A 15,050-nucleotide genomic window follows, 5' to 3' on the forward strand; every position below is an offset into this window, starting at 1 on the left:
TATGTCTGAAGCGACAAAGTTTTCAATCGTGGTGCCGGTGTTTAACGAAGAAAAAGTCCTTCCCGAGACCTACAGACGGCTCCATGAAGTGATGGAGGGGCTGAACGAGCCCTACGAGATTATCTTCGTCAACGACGGCAGCTCCGACCGCACCATGTTCATACTCGACAATATCTGCGAGCAGGATCGGCACATCAGGATTATCGACTTCGCCAAGAATTTCGGCCACCAGACTGCCATCACCGCAGGGATGGACTATGCGGACGGCGACGCGGTAGTGGTCATCGATGCCGACCTTCAGGACCCGCCGGAACTGATACCGCAGATGATCGACCGCTGGCGGGAGGGGTATGACGTGGTCTACGGCAAGCGGAAAGAACGCAAGGGGGAAACCCTTTTCAAAAGGTTCTCGGCAGCCCTTTTTTATCGGCTGATGCGCAAAATGACCGATGTGGATATCCCCGTGGATACCGGCGACTTCAGGCTGATCGACCGCAGGGTCTGTGACGCCCTCAAATCCATCAAGGAGAGAAACCGCTATATCAGGGGCATCATCAGCTGGCTCGGTTTCAGGCAGATCGGCGTGGAATTTTCCCGCGAGGAGCGCTTTGCCGGCGAGACCAAATACCCCATGAAGAAGATGCTCAAGTTCGCCTTCGACGCCATTACCTCCTTTTCCTTTAAGCCGCTGAAACTTTCATCCTACCTGGGGATGTCCCTGTCATTTTTCAGCTTCGTCTACCTGATGGTGGTGGTCTACCAGAAGTTCTTCACCGACCGGACCGTTGCCGGTTGGGCCTCCAGCATGGTCATCAGCCTCTTTTTCAACGGTATCGTGCTGATGATGCTGGGCATTGCCGGTGAGTACATCGGCAGGATCTATGACGAGACCAAGGGGAGACCCCTCTACGTGGTGCGCCGGGTTAGGAACTTCGCCGTGGAGAAGGACTGCCGGGGAAGGTAAAACCTCCGTCATTCCGGCAGCAATCGACCTTCCTGGTTCGACCAGCTTCTGGCTATGCATCGCAACATGTAAAGAAACAGCAGCAGGTTAGCCATGGAAGTGCCGAGCAACAGTGGATCATTTCCGGGTATATGGGTAATCCCTCGGGTGCTGGCAATCAGCACATGGACCACATTAATGTAGTGAGTGATGCTGAAACCGGTGAAGATGACGAGCAGCTGCATGCTCCCCGCATAAAGAGCAGCCAGGAGGGCAAAGATCAGCACCGGAAACAGATAACGTTCGTGCATTCTGGCGGAAAAGATGAAAACGGCGGCAATGATGAACATGCCCATCAGGTACAATCTTGTTTCTTCGCTGGCGCAGAAATAGACTCTGAAAGCGAAAAGGGTTGCCAGGACGATAAAGAGGGTGCCCCAGCTCCGATAAGGGAAAAACAGCCAGGAGGCTGTTTCATTCGTGAAATTCGCTCCGCTCAGGGCGAACAGGTTGTAGGCATTCACCGTTGCATACGGATAAGAAGTCAGGGTGGCCCTGTAATGGTCGAAGACCCACAGGGGCCCTTCCTCCAGGGCGAAAGGCGCTACGCCCACCATGAATACCAAACCGCCTGCCGCAGCAGCCACTAATATCCGGGTCCATATCCCGTTGACCGGCTGCAGGAGCAGCCGGTCAACGGCCGAAGCGAGCAGCAGGGGGGTAAAGATAAGCGCTTGTGGTTTGATCAGCAGCGCGACGACGAACCAGCTGACGGAGGAAGCAAGGTGGTTTCCGGTGAGGAAGAAGATGGAGAGCACGATGAAGAGGGTAAAAACCGCATCCACCTGTCCCCACACCGCCGAATCGAGGATCACTGCCGGATTGAAGCCGTACATGAGGGCGACGGCAAGAGCCGCTTTTTTGCCGAAACGCAGATTCGCCAACCGGTAAAGCAGAAATGTGGTGAGCATGTCGGCAATGATCGCCGGCAGTTTTATAAGTGCCAGAAAACCTGAGCCTCCATCCGGCAGGTCCAGCAGTTCCTTTAGCTTTCCGATGAGAAACAGCACGTACATGTAGCCCGGCGGGTAATCGGCAAAGAACCCCCCGGAATAGAATCCGGACAGATTTTCGGCAGCTCGCACTGCCCAGGCCTGAAAGGTTTGCACGTCGCAGCTATAGCCTTCCATGGAGGCGGCCAGAAGCAGTCTGATCACCAGCATAGTTGCCATGGCGAGCCAGACAAGCCATGGTCTCGGTTTAACGTCCTGCGTGCCGCTGACATGGAAGGCGTATTTCCCGCCGATGCTCATACCTAGGGCAAACAGTACCGGAACCAGCCCGAGCAGGAGAAGCGATGCCATTTTAACACCTCATGGGTCAATGGGCTTGGTCTCGGGCCTGAAGACCAGCTGCCTGCTGCCGAAGAAGCTAAACAGCATTGTCAGAATGGTTGCGGCGATCTTTGATGTCAGGAGAGAAAAGTTCAGCGTGGAATGGAACAGATAGACGAGCAGCACCGATATTCCCAGGGCGGTCAGGCTGACCATGGCAAATCGTAGCATTTCTGCTGATTTGATGCCTGTCATGCCGAAAGTCCAGTATTTGTTGAAAAAATAGCTATTGGCAATGCCGCAGCTGTATGAGCAGGTCTGGGCCAGCAGGTAAGGCATGCCCAGCATGTCCAGGAGAAAGAACAGGCTGAAATCCACTGTCGTATTGAGGATACCGACCAGGTTGAAGCGGGTCAATTGCCTCACTAATGTTGACAGTGTCTCAGGCTGCCTGCTTGAGAATGCTTTCCCACCCTGTGCCCCCATTTTTAAACTATACCGCAACTTGGAAATGATACTATTTTAATATTATGTATTTAGAGCCACCCTTGACATGGAGTTGCCCGTCAGTAGAATGCATAGTATGGGTATATTCTAATTTTGCCTGCAACTGAGGAAACCGACGACAATCGGAAGCACGGCGCTACGGGGCCTACTAAAAAAAGGAGGTACACAGCATGCTGAGACTGAAGAAAACCCTGGCGATCCTGATATGCATGAGCTTCCTGCAATCAGGAGCAATGGCGGTGGCCAATGATGATGAAGATCGAGGTAAAGCTACAGGTGGCAGCACCTATGACCGTGATCGTGACAATGACCGGGACCGGGACAATGACCGGGAACGGGATGATGACCGAGACCGAGACAGGGATAAGAAAAAGGACCGACGTCATAGACCGCATAAGTCTCCGACACCAAGCCCAAAGCCAGTGGTAAGCCCGACACCAAAACCGAGTCCGACGCCAACACCGACGCCAACACCGACGCCAACGGCAACACCGACACCTAAACCAAGCCCGACACCAACTCCGACTCCAACGGCAACACCAACACCGGCACCAACGGCAACACCAACACCGACACCAACACCGACACCGACACCGACACCGACACCTAAACCAACTCCGACTCCAACTCCAGCCGCCTCCGGTGCAACCCTTTACCAGACCTACTGCTCAGGTTGCCATGGCTCACCGACAGGGAAAGGATGGAGTGCAAGCGCGATCCAGTCGGCCATAAACAACAACAGGGGTGGAATGGGCTTCCTTTCCACATTGACCTCAAGTCAAATCCAGGCGATTTCAACTGTAACCAAGTAAGAGGATCCGGGGAAAGCAACGGGGCTCCTGCCAGAGCCCCGTTTTTTATTTGTTCCGGTTGTATGACGCGTTGACAGCTACCACTAACCTCATGGTCCTCAAGGTCAGGCAACTGCAGGTCTGTTCCATCAGCTCTTTCCTGCTGCCTTGATCTCGAAGATGCGAACCAGACCCGGGGTCAGTTTTACCTTTTCCAGCGTTTTGCCGTTATACGACCTGAACGGCAACGGCGAGCCGTCCAGGGCATATTCCACGACCGCCGATCCCGGTCGGGGATGGAGCCGCAGCGTCGGTTCTCCCTTCTTGTCCCAGACAAAGAGGACCTGGCTTCCATCGGGCCTGACGAAGAGGTGGCTGTACAGTTCCACCTTTTTCCCGCTGGTAACCTCAACCTTCAGTTCCCGGTCGGCAATGGTCAAGTTGCCCACATCGAGCAGGCCGATCAGGCGTTTGATGGTGAAGAACGCCATTTTTCGCGTTCTGTCGGGACGACTGATACCAAGGTAATAGTTTTCCCCCCCGCCGATGACCGTTTCGGACTGTTTGCGCTCCTTGATCTGATAGATACCCAGATGTTCCACCCGGGGGGAAGCCAGGAATGTGGCGAAGGCCCGTGCCCACCAGTTAGCCTGGTCGGTTTCGCTTTTCCCCGGCGTGTTGGCGAAGCCGGCCTCATTGATCCAGATCGGCTTTCTGCCGCAGTACTGGTCGGCCCAAGGGATGAAGGTGCCCTGGAAATGATTGGGGTAACCCTGGTCAAGATAGTTTTCCAGCACGATATTCTTTTCCGTCCAGGTCTCAGGATAGGCATGGAAGGGAAGAATGTGAAAGCTGTCGCCGCTGCCGTACTCGTCACAGGCTGCTTTGACCCAGTCGGCGTCGGGGTAGACCATGCCGCCAAAGATAACCGGCTTGGTCCGGTCGCTGCTGCGTATGGCCTCAGCCCCTTTCTGCAGTACCTGGTTATACTGCTCCGCCGTGCCGTCCCACCACTGTCGCACGTTTTCCTCATTGTAAATTTCGTAGGAGAGGATGTTCTTTTGGCTGGCCAGGGCACCGCTAAGGTGTGAAACGAAATTGCTCCAGTCCTGGAGCCGGGCCGGAGGGTCGTTCCAGGCTTCCTTGTCGGTTCCTCCCCCTGCAGCCCATGGAGCGGTATAACCGATGTAGGGGCGCAGGCTCATGCCATGTTGCGTAGCGAGCTCGACAAACTGGCGCAGCCACTTGAAATCGTACTGCCCCTGAGCAGGTTCGTAATCACCCCAAGCCAGGCTTCCCCTCCAGGTGGTCAGCCCCAGTTCCTTCATCAGCCTGAAGTCCTTCGCCACCTCCTCCAGGTCTTCCCCCTTTACGTAATCCTGCAGGATGCTGAATGAAACCGGCTTGGTGAATGCTTGAGCGGCGCCGGCAGCAGTAGTGCTTCCACCACCGGCAGTGCCATGGGCGCCCATGGGGTGGTGACAGCAGGCGCTGGAGAACAGCAGAAACAATGAGACTACAACAGTCGTCACTTTTTGCATCTCATCACCTCGGCATTTTATTGGCATCAATAAGTTAAAGTATAGCAGAGACTAAAGGCGGCGCTGCTGTTACTGCTACCTGCGTGACGGGGCTCACTTCCTTCGTGACGGGATTCCTGCAGACTGTCGGGTATGGAAACGATAATACAAAAGACAAAAGACGGGATTCTTGCCAAGGTGGCCGGTCTTGCCGGACTGGATCGAGTGAAATTGACGCAGATGAGGCGTGCCATCGGTTTTGTCACCCCCCATCGCAGAACCGTTGCCATAATTCTGGCCATAATGCCGGTTATTGCCGCCCTTGGTGCCCTGGAACCGCTTATCTACAAGCTGGTGTTCGACCGCCTGGCAGGCAATAAAGGGCTCGCCAGCGTGCTTTTGGCGGTAGGCGCCATTATGCTGGCAGCGCTGATCAGGGAAGGATTCAACGCCATCTCCAACCGTCTCAGCTGGAAAGTGCGGCTTGCAGTGAATTATCAGCTCCTCGATGCCACAACCAGCCGCCTGCACGCGTTACCCCTTTCCTATCACCGTGGTGAGACGGTCGGCGGCCTGATGACCCGGCTCAATCATGGCATCAACGGCTTCGTCGCCGCCGTTGCCGATATTGCCTTCGGTATCCTGCCGGGGCTGATGTACCTGGCCATCTCGGTGGTGGTCATGGTTCGCCTGGACTGGCGGTTGTCGCTGGTGGTGATCCTCTTTGCGCCGCTCCCCGCCCTGATCGGCGTATTTGCCTCCAAAGAGCAGACCGCCCGGGAAAGCTCCCTGCTCTATCGGTGGGGGGTGGTCTTCTCCCGCTTCAACGAAGTCTTGGCGGGAATCGTCACCGTCAAGAGCTTTGCCATGGAAGACGCTGAACGGAAACGATTCATGGGCGACGTGTCCGAAGCCCACGGTATCGTCAGGAGAGGGGTGGCCACCGACACCAAGATAGGGGCAACCCAGAACCTTGTGGTGATGCTGGCCAAGGCATGTTCCATCGGCTGCGCCGTATATCTTATTTCCCGTGGTGAAACGACGGTGGGCACATTGATGGCCTTCCTCGGCTACCAGGGGGGTCTGTTCGGCCCGGTCAACAGCCTGACCAGTATCTACCAGACCCTGCGCAAGGCGACCATCTCCTTCGACATCATTTTTTCCATTCTCGATGCCGAAGACAGGCTGCAGGACGCGCCACATGCGGTGGCGGTGCAGCAGGTCAAGGGGGAGGTTCTTTTTCGCAATGTCCACTTTGCCTATAATGAGGACAGGACCATTCTCAGCAACATAAATCTTCATGTGCAGCCCGGGGAGACGGTGGCCATCGTCGGTCCGAGCGGTTCGGGAAAGACTACCCTCATCTCGCTGCTGCAGCGATTCTACGATCCCACCTCCGGCTCCATCAGGCTGGATGGGGTGGATCTGCGCTTCCTGCAGCAGCGTTCGCTCAGGCAGCAGATCGGCGTCGTCCTCCAGGACGCCCTGGTCTTCAACGACACCATCCGCAACAACATCGCCTACGGCAAGCCCGATGCGACCAAGGCCGAGATCGAAGCGGCGGCGGTGGCGGCCAACGCTCACAAGTTCATCTGCCAGCTCCCCGGCGGCTACGATTTTATAGTGGGTGAACGGGGCAGCCGCATCTCCGTAGGTGAACGGCAGCGGATCAGCATTGCCAGGGCCCTGTTGAAGAACCCCTCCCTTCTCATCCTCGACGAGGCGACCTCGGCACTGGACGCGGAATCGGAGGCCCTGGTGCAGGATGCCCTGGACAGGCTGATCAAAGGCCGGACCAGCTTCATCATTGCCCACCGCCTCTCCACCATCGTCGGCGCCGACCGCATCCTGGTCTTGAAAGACGGCCATATCATCGAGTCGGATACCCATCAAGCCCTCATGGAGCAGGGGGGCTACTACGCATCCCTGGTGGAATGCCAGTCGCGGGGGTTGCTGCTGGCCAGCTAAGAGAAATTTACCTGTTGAAGCACGAAAAAGGGACCGGCCATATGGAGGGTCCTTTTTTTTATGACCACAACATTAATTCTGTAAAAAAATTAATAGAAAACCACAAGTGAACATGAATAGAAAGTCTTGAAAGGGTGATGGTTGGCATTTGCCGGGGGGGCGAAGGACCCCCTTGCAAAAGTGGGTTATGTGAGATGAGGAATGAGATTAACCCCAATAAGCTTTATCGTGGGGACCTAGGGCAATAAATTTGAGAGTATCGTCTGGGCATTGCTGACAATCGGCACAGAGAACGATAGCATCATCACCTTTTTTCCGGCAAATCGAGCAGTACAGATAAATGATCAGAAAATTTCGACGAACAGAGCAACTGTAATAACCCCGGAAATTTCCTTTAAGGGGTTCACCCAAAGAAATCGGATTTGCGGTGATCATGTCAATTTTTTTACGGACGACATCCTTTATTGCGTTATGTTTTTTAAGTGATGTGACGAAATCATCACTAAACATGAGGTTCATTTAAATACCTCATCATAACTTTGCCATTTGACAGCACCTGATTTGATCCGTGTAATTGTCTCAATGAGGGAATCAGTGAAATCCGGATCGCTCAAAATTATTTCAGTAGGATCGTTTTCCTTGAGACGCTTCAATTTCAGGGCAAATTGGGTAAAAACCTCGGAGACGGTCGTTCTCTGGCTTTCCGCATATTCTTTGACAAACTCAATCAGATCACTATCAAGGGTGAGATTGATTCGGGCTTTTTGCATGGCACACCTCCTGTGAGTATATTATGCGTATATCATGCTCATTGTCAAGATGGTAGTCAAGAGTTGCATGGTTTGTCTACTGGAGACACCAAATCCCTACTTATGAATTATTCTATCATTGCAGTGATATTTTAGATTCAAAAACGCTTAAAAGAGTTATTAATATCACTGCAGTGATATTAATGTTGCATCAAGGCATATTTTCAATTATTGTAGCACTGCAATAGTATTATAGAGTGTAAAACTCACGATGGAGCAGAGTATGCGAAGAGTAATAATGCGGTCCCCTGTCCCAGAATCCCAGCCACTGCTTGATGCGGAGACTCTCGGTATCTTCGTACGTGCAAGTCGCACCAAGACAGGTATGGGAATCCATGAGGCAGCCGCTTTTTGTGGTGTGGCTGTAGGCACCATGCAGAAGATAGAGAAAGCCAGCGGCGATGTTAAGTTGAGTTCAATCCTGACTGTCTGCAAGATGCTTGGAATATCACTTACTATCGGCAGCAGGGTAAACTCATGACAGAAACCCTCCTGACCTACCTGGATGGCATCTATCTCGGAAAGATCATTCTCGATGGACCATTTGAGGCTTATGGCCTGGAATATGACGAAACCTGGATTGGGGGCGGAGGATTTCCGATCTCTCCACACCTGCAGTTTCACAAATCGCCTGATGATTCTGTCAGGCGTTTTCTTTCCAACCTCCTCCCTGAAGGGAGATGGCTTGAGGAATTGTCGTCATCTTCACATATTTCCAAGTCAAACACCTTTGGGTTGATCGCCGCAATCGGATCTGAAACTACCGGGGCACTCACCTTTCGTATTGGTGGTGAAGGGAGCGAGACAAACACGACTAATTTCCGGCCAATCGAGACACAGGAACTGGAGGAAAGAATTCGGGAGCGCAATGATAGGCCTATTAGTCTCTGGGACGGCAAGCAACGGCTTTCAACTGCAGGAGTGCAGGATAAATTACCCGTAATGATTATGCCGGATGGCACTTTTGGCTTTGGCGAAGGAGATCTCGCCTCAACCCACATCCTAAAATTCGATACCAAGCAAAACATACATCTTGTACTCAATGAATTTATTTGTATGACACTTGCTCACCTGGCCGGTTTACCTGCGGCCAACGTCAAGTTTGTGAGGATGGGGGAGCCGGTCCTGGTGGTGGAGCGCTTTGACAGAAAGTGGAGTGGTGACGAGTCGATTAAGCGTCTGCATCTGATCGATGGATGCCAGATGCTGGATTTGCTGCCAACATACAAATATGAGAGGCCGTTCGGCAAAACCGGACATGCTGCTGGATTGAGGACTGGCGCATCGTTGCAAATGTTATTTGATTCTGCCAAATCATGCAGAGTCCCTGCGCTGACGATGAGGGACATGTTGAACTGGACATTGTTTCAATTATTGATCGGCAACAGCGATGCTCATGCGAAAAATATTTCCTTTTTCCTTGGAAAAGAAGGAATTGACCTTGCACCGGCATACGACCTGGTCTGTCTAGATGTCTGCGGTGATCAGTATGATCGGAATATCGCGATGGCAATCGGCGACGTCTTCGACCCTGACGATATTCAGGCATGGCAGCTGGCAGAGATGTGTTTTGAGTGCAAGTTGCCACAACGTCAGACAGCCCGGATGCTCGACTCGCTCTGTAACAACATACTTCGCTCGTTGACGAAAATCTCTCTACCGGAACTTCTTACGCCTATTGAAGAAGAGTTTGCGCGGAATTTAATCCAGGTAATTACAAACAAGGTTCATAGATATCAGGAATATGCGAAGCAGTTACCAGGATTAAAAATATAGAATAAAATGGAGATGAAGCACCGCCATTCCGGAAAGCCAGAGATGGCAGCAAGTTTAATTTTGTCATGTGCAGGTCTTGACCCTTAATGTGATACTGTGTCCACATGACGTTGCCCTTCGAGGAAGTGAAAAATGTACAATATCAGGCTGAGAACAAGGATGATTTTTCTGGCCGTTACGCTTGCTGCGTTATGCCCGGCAATATTGTCTGCCGCAGAGAAGGCTTCGCAGACTGCCACATCTCTGGTGAACCTCGTGAAGCCGCACGAGAGAGAAGCGCAGGCGATCCGCTTCATGCTGGTGGTCGCACCGATGGGTTTTCCTGAGGGGCTTGCTGACTGCATGGTGGCGAAGACGACACCGGCTATCAAGGACTATTTTGCTGCGCTGTATGCTGCCCACCTGAGTGAAACCGAACTACGGCAAGCTGTTGATTTCTTCAAAGGAGAAGACGGCCGGGCAGCTGTTGCATTTCGTCTGCAGCACGAACAGAACCTGCTCAATGCATCAGCCAAGGGGGAGCAGATCACGAATGAGCATCCCGAATATCCACTGCAGATAAGGAAGGCGCTTGAAGCTTTTAGTGCTACGCCTGCAGGACGACACTTCGTTGGAGACGAACTTGAGGCGCGGCAGCCATTCGCTTCCGAAATTTCGGAATTGCGCAACGCCGGAATGGCCCAATGTTTAGCGGACCTCTCGGTCGGTGTCGGCAATCGGTAGTCTCGGGTCTCGTAAGTTTCTGCCGGAGATTGCCCCGGAAGTGGCAAAACAAACGAGACGATAGCAGGCTGGCACCGCTGCTGCGTCCCCAGTCCCGGAACATAGAGGCAAAAAAATGAAACCGCGCATAAACATGATTACTCTGGGTGTTGGGGATATGGAAAAGGCGGCTGCCTTCTACGAAAGAGGTCTCGGCCTGCCGCGAATGCCTTTTGAAGGAGGAGCGGCCTTCTTCATGCTAAACGGGTCATGGCTGTCATTGTATCCATTGAATGCACTTGCTGAAGATGCCACCGTAGCAGCTAATGGGACAGGTTTCCGAGGCATTGCATTGGCTCATGTTGTTTCCAGCAGAGAGGATGTGGATGAAGTTCTGAATCAAGCGGTCAAGGCTGGCGGAACCTTAATCAAGCCTGCGGCTGACGTCTTCTGGGGTGGGTACTCCGGGTATTTTGCCGACCCTGATGGGCATTTGTGGGAGGTGGCCTGGAATCCTCATTTTTGGCCGGGTCCCACAGACTGCGATGAAGCATGAGGAAACTGCTTGTGGGGGTGAACCCGCACAGGAGGGAGCGAAATGCACCGGGGCAAATTGCATTCGCGGGGAAAAACATGCCCAGGCTGTTTGGCCGTTTAAAGCCCAGGTGTCCGGCCTCAGCCGGCCCATTGATTGAACACGAAAGTGGTTAGTAAGATGATCATGAACGGCAGGTTTAGCATGATCCACGCCCGGTCGAATGATTTGTGTTGCCCAAGTGCCGCAGGTGCGAGAAAGAAAGATGGCAGGGCCAGCACGTAGCGGTGCATCCCCTGGGCGGCCCCTGATGTCAAAGAAAAGAGCAGTATGGCAGCACTGTAAAGTGTCAGGACCTTGTCGTGGCGGAACATCCAGACCAGGGAGGCTATTCCTGCCGTCAGGCACGCCAGCTCTACAGTGTAGTAGGCCAGAGACTGCGGGTTCGTCGCCATCAAGCCGACCGCTTCCTTCCACGCGGCCAATGTTCCCTGAATGTTAAGCAGATTGCGGTTGAAGTAATTGCTCTCGATGAAGTGGAACTGGCTGCTCATGGTCAGGGTGAAAATTCCGTAGGCAAGTGCGGGGGCAAGCATGAAGGCAAAATCCCTCAAGTGACGCCCCTTCCCCATTTGAAAAATAGCTCTTCTGCCGTCGCTTCCATACCAGTAGAGAAAGAGCGGCAAAAGAAGCAACACTCCACCGGCCTTGGTGAAGGTGGCCAGAAAGGCAAGGATTCCTGCCGGGACAAATCGCCGTTCACGTGCGAACATCAGGGCCGAAAAGGATAAAGCAAGGAACAGTCCCTCGGTGTAAACCATGGCCATGAACATGGAGGCGGGCGCGATCAGGAGGTAAAATGAAGCCCTAATCCCGGCGTCCCGATCCAGCATATCGCGACCCAGCCGGTACAGTGCCAGCATTGCTGCCAGCGTACCCCCCAAAGACACCAGAACCCCTGCTGAAGTGGCGGCTGCCAACTCCTCCATCCCCAGAAGCAAAAACGGGGTCATAAAAATCCGGATCAGCATGGGGTATCCCGGAAAGAAGGCATAATTCATTGACGTCCAGGAAGGTTTTTCAGCCAATGTCCGGATTACCTGATTCTTCCAATTGAAATCAGGGGGAATTGCACGCATGGCGGGGTCGTCATATCCGGCTACGGCGATTGAGAGGTAATACTCGGAGTCCCAGGCTACATGGCCATTCAGGAAGGCTCCGGTCAAGTAGGTGTGGCGTGTCTGACTTTCCGGCATGGTCGCGGCGGCGGTCCAAGCGAGCGTCCTGTCGGGAGCTACGAGGGTAAAACGGGCTCCCAGGTAAGGTACCAGAATGAGCATTAAGAAAACCCAAACAAGCCAGGTCAGAAAGATGGGTCGGTACTCGGTGATCAAGCGCATGATAAAATACTAACATATAACGGAAGAGTTACTATGACCCGTTATTCGACCTTTTTCCATCATAGTGGGTTTCAGACTCTTCTGCCTAAAACCGCATCCAACCCTAGCAGGCTATGTGCCCCGGCAACCGGTGAGGGCTGAAACCGTAAACAAAAAAAGTAGCCTTCCAAAGACTGGAAGGCTACTTTTTTATTACATGCAACTCATGTTGACTACTGTTTTTCGACCGTCACCGAATCGAGAACCGCGGTAATACGACGGTTCTGCTGACGTCCTGCCTCGGTTCCATTGTCGGCAATTGGGCGGGTCATGCCGTAGCCCTTGGCGGTGAGGCGGTCGGCGGCAATGCCGTGCTTTTTAATCAAGTAGCTGCGGACGGCTTCGGCGCGGCGCTGGGAGAGCTTCATGTTGGCGGCAGCTGATCCCACATTGTCGGTGTGCCCTTCGATCACCCCTTTAACCGTAGGGTATTTCTGCATATAATCGGCAACTTTCTTGATTTCGCCGGCATATTTGGGCTGAATGTCGTTCTTCCCGGTGACGAATTGAATGTTGATGGACATGCTGAGGGTTTCCAGGTCCGGGCAGCCGTCGGCTTTCACCTTGGTTCCCTTGGGGGTGCCTGGGCATTTGTCCAGGTAATCGGCAACGCCGTCGCCGTCGGAGTCGACTGGGCAGCCATCCTGGTCAACCTGAACTCCTGCGGGGGTACCGGGACACTTGTCCAGGTAGTCGGCGACGCCGTCCTTGTCGGAGTCAACAGGGCAGCCGTCCTTATCTACCTGAACGCCGGCCGGGGTGCCCGGGCACTTGTCCAGGTAATCGGCAACGCCGTCCTTGTCGGAATCAACGGGACAGCCGTCCTTGTCAACCTTGACGCCTGCAGGAGTGCCAGGGCATTTATCCAGGGTGTCGATAACGCCGTCATTATCGGAATCGGCGGGTGCAGGCGGAGGAGCGACAACAGGAGCGGGAGCCGGAGCCGGTTCGGGGGCTGGTGCTGGTGCCGGTTCGGCTTTGGCAACGGGAGCCGGTTCCTTGGCTGCGCCAAAGGAGTAGACGAGGCCGAGATTATATTCATAGTTACTGTAGGAGTCCCCTTCATGCTTGAAAATCAGGTGACGGAAATCGCCCCTCAGTGCCCAAGTATCGGAGATGAAGTACTTGATGCCGGGGCCGTAGTCGAATACGCCGCGGGTCAGCTTGGTGCCGTCATTGCTGTCAAGGGACATGCCGCTGTAGCCGGCGGCGATATAGGGCACCAGCCTGTTGTCGGGGAAAATGTGCAGCAATGCATCGGCGCCGTAGCGATAGAAATCGGTTTTCGTCGAGCTCCTGGTTCCTTCAGTGCGGGTATAGTCGAAGAGTGCCTCGGCGCCAAGGTGTTTGGTGAAGTTGTAGCCGGCCCGGATGCCTCCCACAGGCTGGGTCTCCAGGTGCTGTTTACCGTCAAAGGTGTATCCTCCCACGATGGGAGAGAGGTAAAAGGCCCCGGGTTCGACTCCTGCAGCCGAAACCGTGCCCACCGAGAGCAGCAGGGTGCCTGCTGCTGCCAACAGCATGCGGTTGAATAACTTCATTTTTTTCCTCCTTCTTCTGCATTGAATTTTACTTCCTATGTTGCCGTCGGCTCCACAGCAGAGGTGCACTGGGGGCAACGGGATGCTGCCAGAGGTATTGGGCTCAGGCAGAACGGGCACTGCCGGGTGGACGGTGGGGGAGGTGTTTCCGGCCGGCGGAGTCGATTGATCTGCTTTACCACGAGGAATACGGAGAATGCAACGAGAACGAAGTCGATGATGTTGTTGAAAAAGAGCCCGTAGTTGATGGTGGGGATGCCGGCGGCCTTTGCCTTGGCTACCGTGTCCACAGGGGTGCCGGAAAGATTGATGAACAGGTTGCTGAAATCCATTTTCCCGGTAAGCAGCCCGAGGGGGGGCATGAGGATATCATTGACGAGGCTGGTGACGATCTTGCCGAAGGCCGCACCGATGATGACACCGACGGCCAGATCAACGGCATTTCCCTTGACGGCAAATTCCTTGAACTCCTTGAACATGGAAAAATCCTTTAGTGAAGAGATTAATGATAATTGAGTTTATCCCTGGTGGTGGGGGTTGTCAATCGGGGTATTAACCCGTTAGTTGTTGGAGGGGCTTGTAGTGCTGTCGGAAACGGATGAGTCGTATGGGAAAAGAGCGGAGTGGAGAGGCTGCTGTTGAAGGCAGCCTCCGGGGCTATTTCTTCTGATACGTGCCCATGAGCTCGGCGGTCTCGATGATGTGCGGCTGAAGGGCTTTTTCCAATTCGGCCCTGGTGGCATGTCCGGCTGTTTGCAGAACTGCATCCAGGGCATAAAGCCTGAAGAAGTAACGATGGGTGCCCGATGGGGGGCAGGGGCCACCGTAACTGTTGTGATAGAAGTCGTTTTTGCCGACAATTGCCTCCCTTGGGGCGGCGTTCTCGGCCAGTTCCCGGGTGCGGGGGCTCATGTTCCAAACTATCCAGTGGGTCCATGTGCCCGCCGGCGCATCGGGGTCATCGACAATCAGCGCCAGGGACTTGGCCCTTGCGGGGATGTTTTCGAATCTGAGGGGCGGGCTGATGTTGTTGCCATTGCAGGTATATCGGTCGGGAATGCTCTGGCTGTCGGTAAAGGCAGGACTGGATATCTTCATTTTCATACCCCCTTTTTTTGCTCCGCCGGCAATAGCCAAGGCGGTACAGGCAAGGATAATCATCATGGCGGCCAATATCTTCTCCAT

Annotated in this window: 16 protein-coding genes; 7 read left to right on the forward strand and 9 right to left on the reverse strand. The window is 53.9% G+C overall.

The window, feature by feature from the left end; genetic code table 11:
- The first annotated feature begins 1 nt into the window (after position 1).
- The gene (locus GEOB_RS01560) at positions 2-964 is read left to right on the forward strand and encodes a glycosyltransferase family 2 protein (RefSeq protein WP_012645417.1); all 963 of its coding nucleotides are present in this window, start codon (positions 2-4) and stop codon (positions 962-964) included.
- 8 nt (positions 965-972) lie between these two features.
- Here GEOB_RS01560 and GEOB_RS01565 read toward each other — a convergent pair whose 3' ends face one another.
- Both GEOB_RS01565 and GEOB_RS01570 read right to left on the reverse strand, forming a co-directional pair.
- Positions 973-2,307, reverse strand: a complete 1,335-nt coding sequence (locus tag GEOB_RS01565) for a glycosyltransferase family 39 protein (RefSeq protein ID WP_012645418.1) — start codon at positions 2,305-2,307, stop codon at positions 973-975.
- A gap of 9 nt (positions 2,308-2,316) precedes the next feature.
- The gene (locus tag GEOB_RS01570) at positions 2,317-2,694 is read right to left on the reverse strand and encodes a GtrA family protein (protein ID WP_230199005.1); all 378 of its coding nucleotides are present in this window, start codon (positions 2,692-2,694) and stop codon (positions 2,317-2,319) included.
- Between the two features lie 260 nt (positions 2,695-2,954).
- Here GEOB_RS01570 and GEOB_RS20035 point away from each other — a divergent pair, with 260 nt between their 5' ends.
- Positions 2,955-3,596: a c-type cytochrome gene (locus GEOB_RS20035; RefSeq protein WP_012645420.1), complete on the forward strand. Its 642-nt coding sequence runs from the start codon at positions 2,955-2,957 to the stop codon at positions 3,594-3,596.
- A 128-nt stretch (positions 3,597-3,724) separates the two neighbouring features.
- Here the strand turns inward: GEOB_RS20035 and GEOB_RS01580 are convergent, their stop codons facing one another.
- Entirely contained in the window at positions 3,725-5,116 is a 1,392-nt protein-coding gene (locus GEOB_RS01580) for a beta-galactosidase (RefSeq protein ID WP_012645421.1), read from the reverse strand.
- 132 nt (positions 5,117-5,248) lie between these two features.
- On the opposite strand from GEOB_RS01580, the gene GEOB_RS01585 reads away from it, so the two are divergent.
- Positions 5,249-7,063 carry an ABC transporter ATP-binding protein gene (locus GEOB_RS01585; protein ID WP_012645422.1) on the forward strand — a complete coding sequence of 605 codons (1,815 nt, stop codon included), beginning with the start codon at positions 5,249-5,251 and terminating at the stop codon, positions 7,061-7,063.
- A 207-nt stretch (positions 7,064-7,270) separates the two neighbouring features.
- Here the strand turns inward: GEOB_RS01585 and GEOB_RS01590 are convergent, their stop codons facing one another.
- Together GEOB_RS01590 and GEOB_RS01595 are read right to left on the reverse strand one after the other, a co-directional pair.
- Entirely contained in the window at positions 7,271-7,582 is a 312-nt protein-coding gene (locus GEOB_RS01590) for a type II toxin-antitoxin system RelE family toxin (protein ID WP_012645423.1), read from the reverse strand.
- Complete coding sequence (locus GEOB_RS01595) at positions 7,579-7,833, reverse strand: DUF6364 family protein (RefSeq protein ID WP_012645424.1); 255 nt, start codon at positions 7,831-7,833, stop codon at positions 7,579-7,581. The genes GEOB_RS01590 and GEOB_RS01595 overlap by 4 nt, the downstream gene beginning before the upstream one ends.
- A gap of 277 nt (positions 7,834-8,110) precedes the next feature.
- On the opposite strand from GEOB_RS01595, the gene GEOB_RS01600 reads away from it, so the two are divergent.
- The 4 genes from GEOB_RS01600 to GEOB_RS01615 all read left to right on the forward strand — a co-directional run bounded on the left by GEOB_RS01600 (position 8,111) and on the right by GEOB_RS01615 (position 10,906).
- Complete coding sequence (locus tag GEOB_RS01600; RefSeq protein ID WP_230199006.1) at positions 8,111-8,353, forward strand: helix-turn-helix domain-containing protein; 243 nt, start codon at positions 8,111-8,113, stop codon at positions 8,351-8,353.
- Positions 8,350-9,648 carry a HipA domain-containing protein gene (locus GEOB_RS01605; RefSeq protein WP_012645426.1) on the forward strand — a complete coding sequence of 433 codons (1,299 nt, stop codon included), beginning with the start codon at positions 8,350-8,352 and terminating at the stop codon, positions 9,646-9,648. Before GEOB_RS01600 ends, GEOB_RS01605 begins: the two co-directional genes overlap by 4 nt.
- Positions 9,649-9,780: 132 nt before the next feature.
- The gene (locus tag GEOB_RS01610; protein WP_012645427.1) at positions 9,781-10,371 is read left to right on the forward strand and encodes a DUF2059 domain-containing protein; all 591 of its coding nucleotides are present in this window, start codon (positions 9,781-9,783) and stop codon (positions 10,369-10,371) included.
- Between the two features lie 115 nt (positions 10,372-10,486).
- Positions 10,487-10,906: a VOC family protein gene (locus GEOB_RS01615; protein ID WP_012645428.1), complete on the forward strand. Its 420-nt coding sequence runs from the start codon at positions 10,487-10,489 to the stop codon at positions 10,904-10,906.
- Positions 10,907-11,025: 119 nt separating this feature from the next.
- Here GEOB_RS01615 and GEOB_RS01620 read toward each other — a convergent pair whose 3' ends face one another.
- The 4 genes from GEOB_RS01620 to GEOB_RS01635 form a co-directional block, all read right to left on the reverse strand.
- Positions 11,026-12,225, reverse strand: coding sequence for a mannosyltransferase family protein (locus GEOB_RS01620; protein WP_041267035.1), 1,200 nt, complete (start codon positions 12,223-12,225; stop codon positions 11,026-11,028).
- A 272-nt stretch (positions 12,226-12,497) separates the two neighbouring features.
- Positions 12,498-13,865: an OmpA family protein gene (locus GEOB_RS01625; protein WP_012645430.1), complete on the reverse strand. Its 1,368-nt coding sequence runs from the start codon at positions 13,863-13,865 to the stop codon at positions 12,498-12,500.
- Between the two features lie 35 nt (positions 13,866-13,900).
- Positions 13,901-14,344, reverse strand: a complete 444-nt coding sequence (gene mscL / locus GEOB_RS01630; protein ID WP_012645431.1) for a large conductance mechanosensitive channel protein MscL — start codon at positions 14,342-14,344, stop codon at positions 13,901-13,903.
- Positions 14,345-14,522: 178 nt separating this feature from the next.
- On the reverse strand, positions 14,523-15,050 hold the full coding sequence (locus tag GEOB_RS01635) for a YbhB/YbcL family Raf kinase inhibitor-like protein (RefSeq protein ID WP_012645432.1): 528 nt from the start codon (positions 15,048-15,050) through the stop codon (positions 14,523-14,525).

Source organism: Geotalea daltonii FRC-32 (assembly GCF_000022265.1).
Classification (GTDB): Bacteria; Desulfobacterota; Desulfuromonadia; order Geobacterales; family Geobacteraceae; genus Geotalea; species Geotalea daltonii.

Bases quoted from the DNA above. Each gene is read 5' to 3' on its own strand.
- GEOB_RS01560 (WP_012645417.1), top strand. From the start codon at position 2: ATGTCTGAAGCGACAAAGTTTTCAATCGTGGTGCCGGTGTTTAACGAA.
- GEOB_RS01565 (WP_012645418.1), bottom strand. From the start codon at position 2,307: ATGGCATCGCTTCTCCTGCTCGGGCTGGTTCCGGTACTGTTTGCCCTA.
- GEOB_RS20035 (WP_012645420.1), top strand. From the start codon at position 2,955: ATGCTGAGACTGAAGAAAACCCTGGCGATCCTGATATGCATGAGCTTC.
- GEOB_RS01580 (WP_012645421.1), bottom strand. From the start codon at position 5,116: ATGCAAAAAGTGACGACTGTTGTAGTCTCATTGTTTCTGCTGTTCTCC.
- GEOB_RS01585 (WP_012645422.1), top strand. From the start codon at position 5,249: ATGGAAACGATAATACAAAAGACAAAAGACGGGATTCTTGCCAAGGTG.
- GEOB_RS01590 (WP_012645423.1), bottom strand. From the start codon at position 7,582: ATGAACCTCATGTTTAGTGATGATTTCGTCACATCACTTAAAAAACAT.
- GEOB_RS01595 (WP_012645424.1), bottom strand. From the start codon at position 7,833: ATGCAAAAAGCCCGAATCAATCTCACCCTTGATAGTGATCTGATTGAG.
- GEOB_RS01600 (WP_230199006.1), top strand. From the start codon at position 8,111: ATGCGGTCCCCTGTCCCAGAATCCCAGCCACTGCTTGATGCGGAGACT.
- GEOB_RS01605 (WP_012645426.1), top strand. From the start codon at position 8,350: ATGACAGAAACCCTCCTGACCTACCTGGATGGCATCTATCTCGGAAAG.
- GEOB_RS01610 (WP_012645427.1), top strand. From the start codon at position 9,781: ATGTACAATATCAGGCTGAGAACAAGGATGATTTTTCTGGCCGTTACG.
- GEOB_RS01615 (WP_012645428.1), top strand. From the start codon at position 10,487: ATGAAACCGCGCATAAACATGATTACTCTGGGTGTTGGGGATATGGAA.
- GEOB_RS01620 (WP_041267035.1), bottom strand. From the start codon at position 12,225: ATGCTCATTCTGGTACCTTACCTGGGAGCCCGTTTTACCCTCGTAGCT.
- GEOB_RS01625 (WP_012645430.1), bottom strand. From the start codon at position 13,865: ATGAAGTTATTCAACCGCATGCTGTTGGCAGCAGCAGGCACCCTGCTG.
- mscL (WP_012645431.1), bottom strand. From the start codon at position 14,344: ATGTTCAAGGAGTTCAAGGAATTTGCCGTCAAGGGAAATGCCGTTGAT.
- GEOB_RS01635 (WP_012645432.1), bottom strand. From the start codon at position 15,050: ATGGAGAAGATATTGGCCGCCATGATGATTATCCTTGCCTGTACCGCC.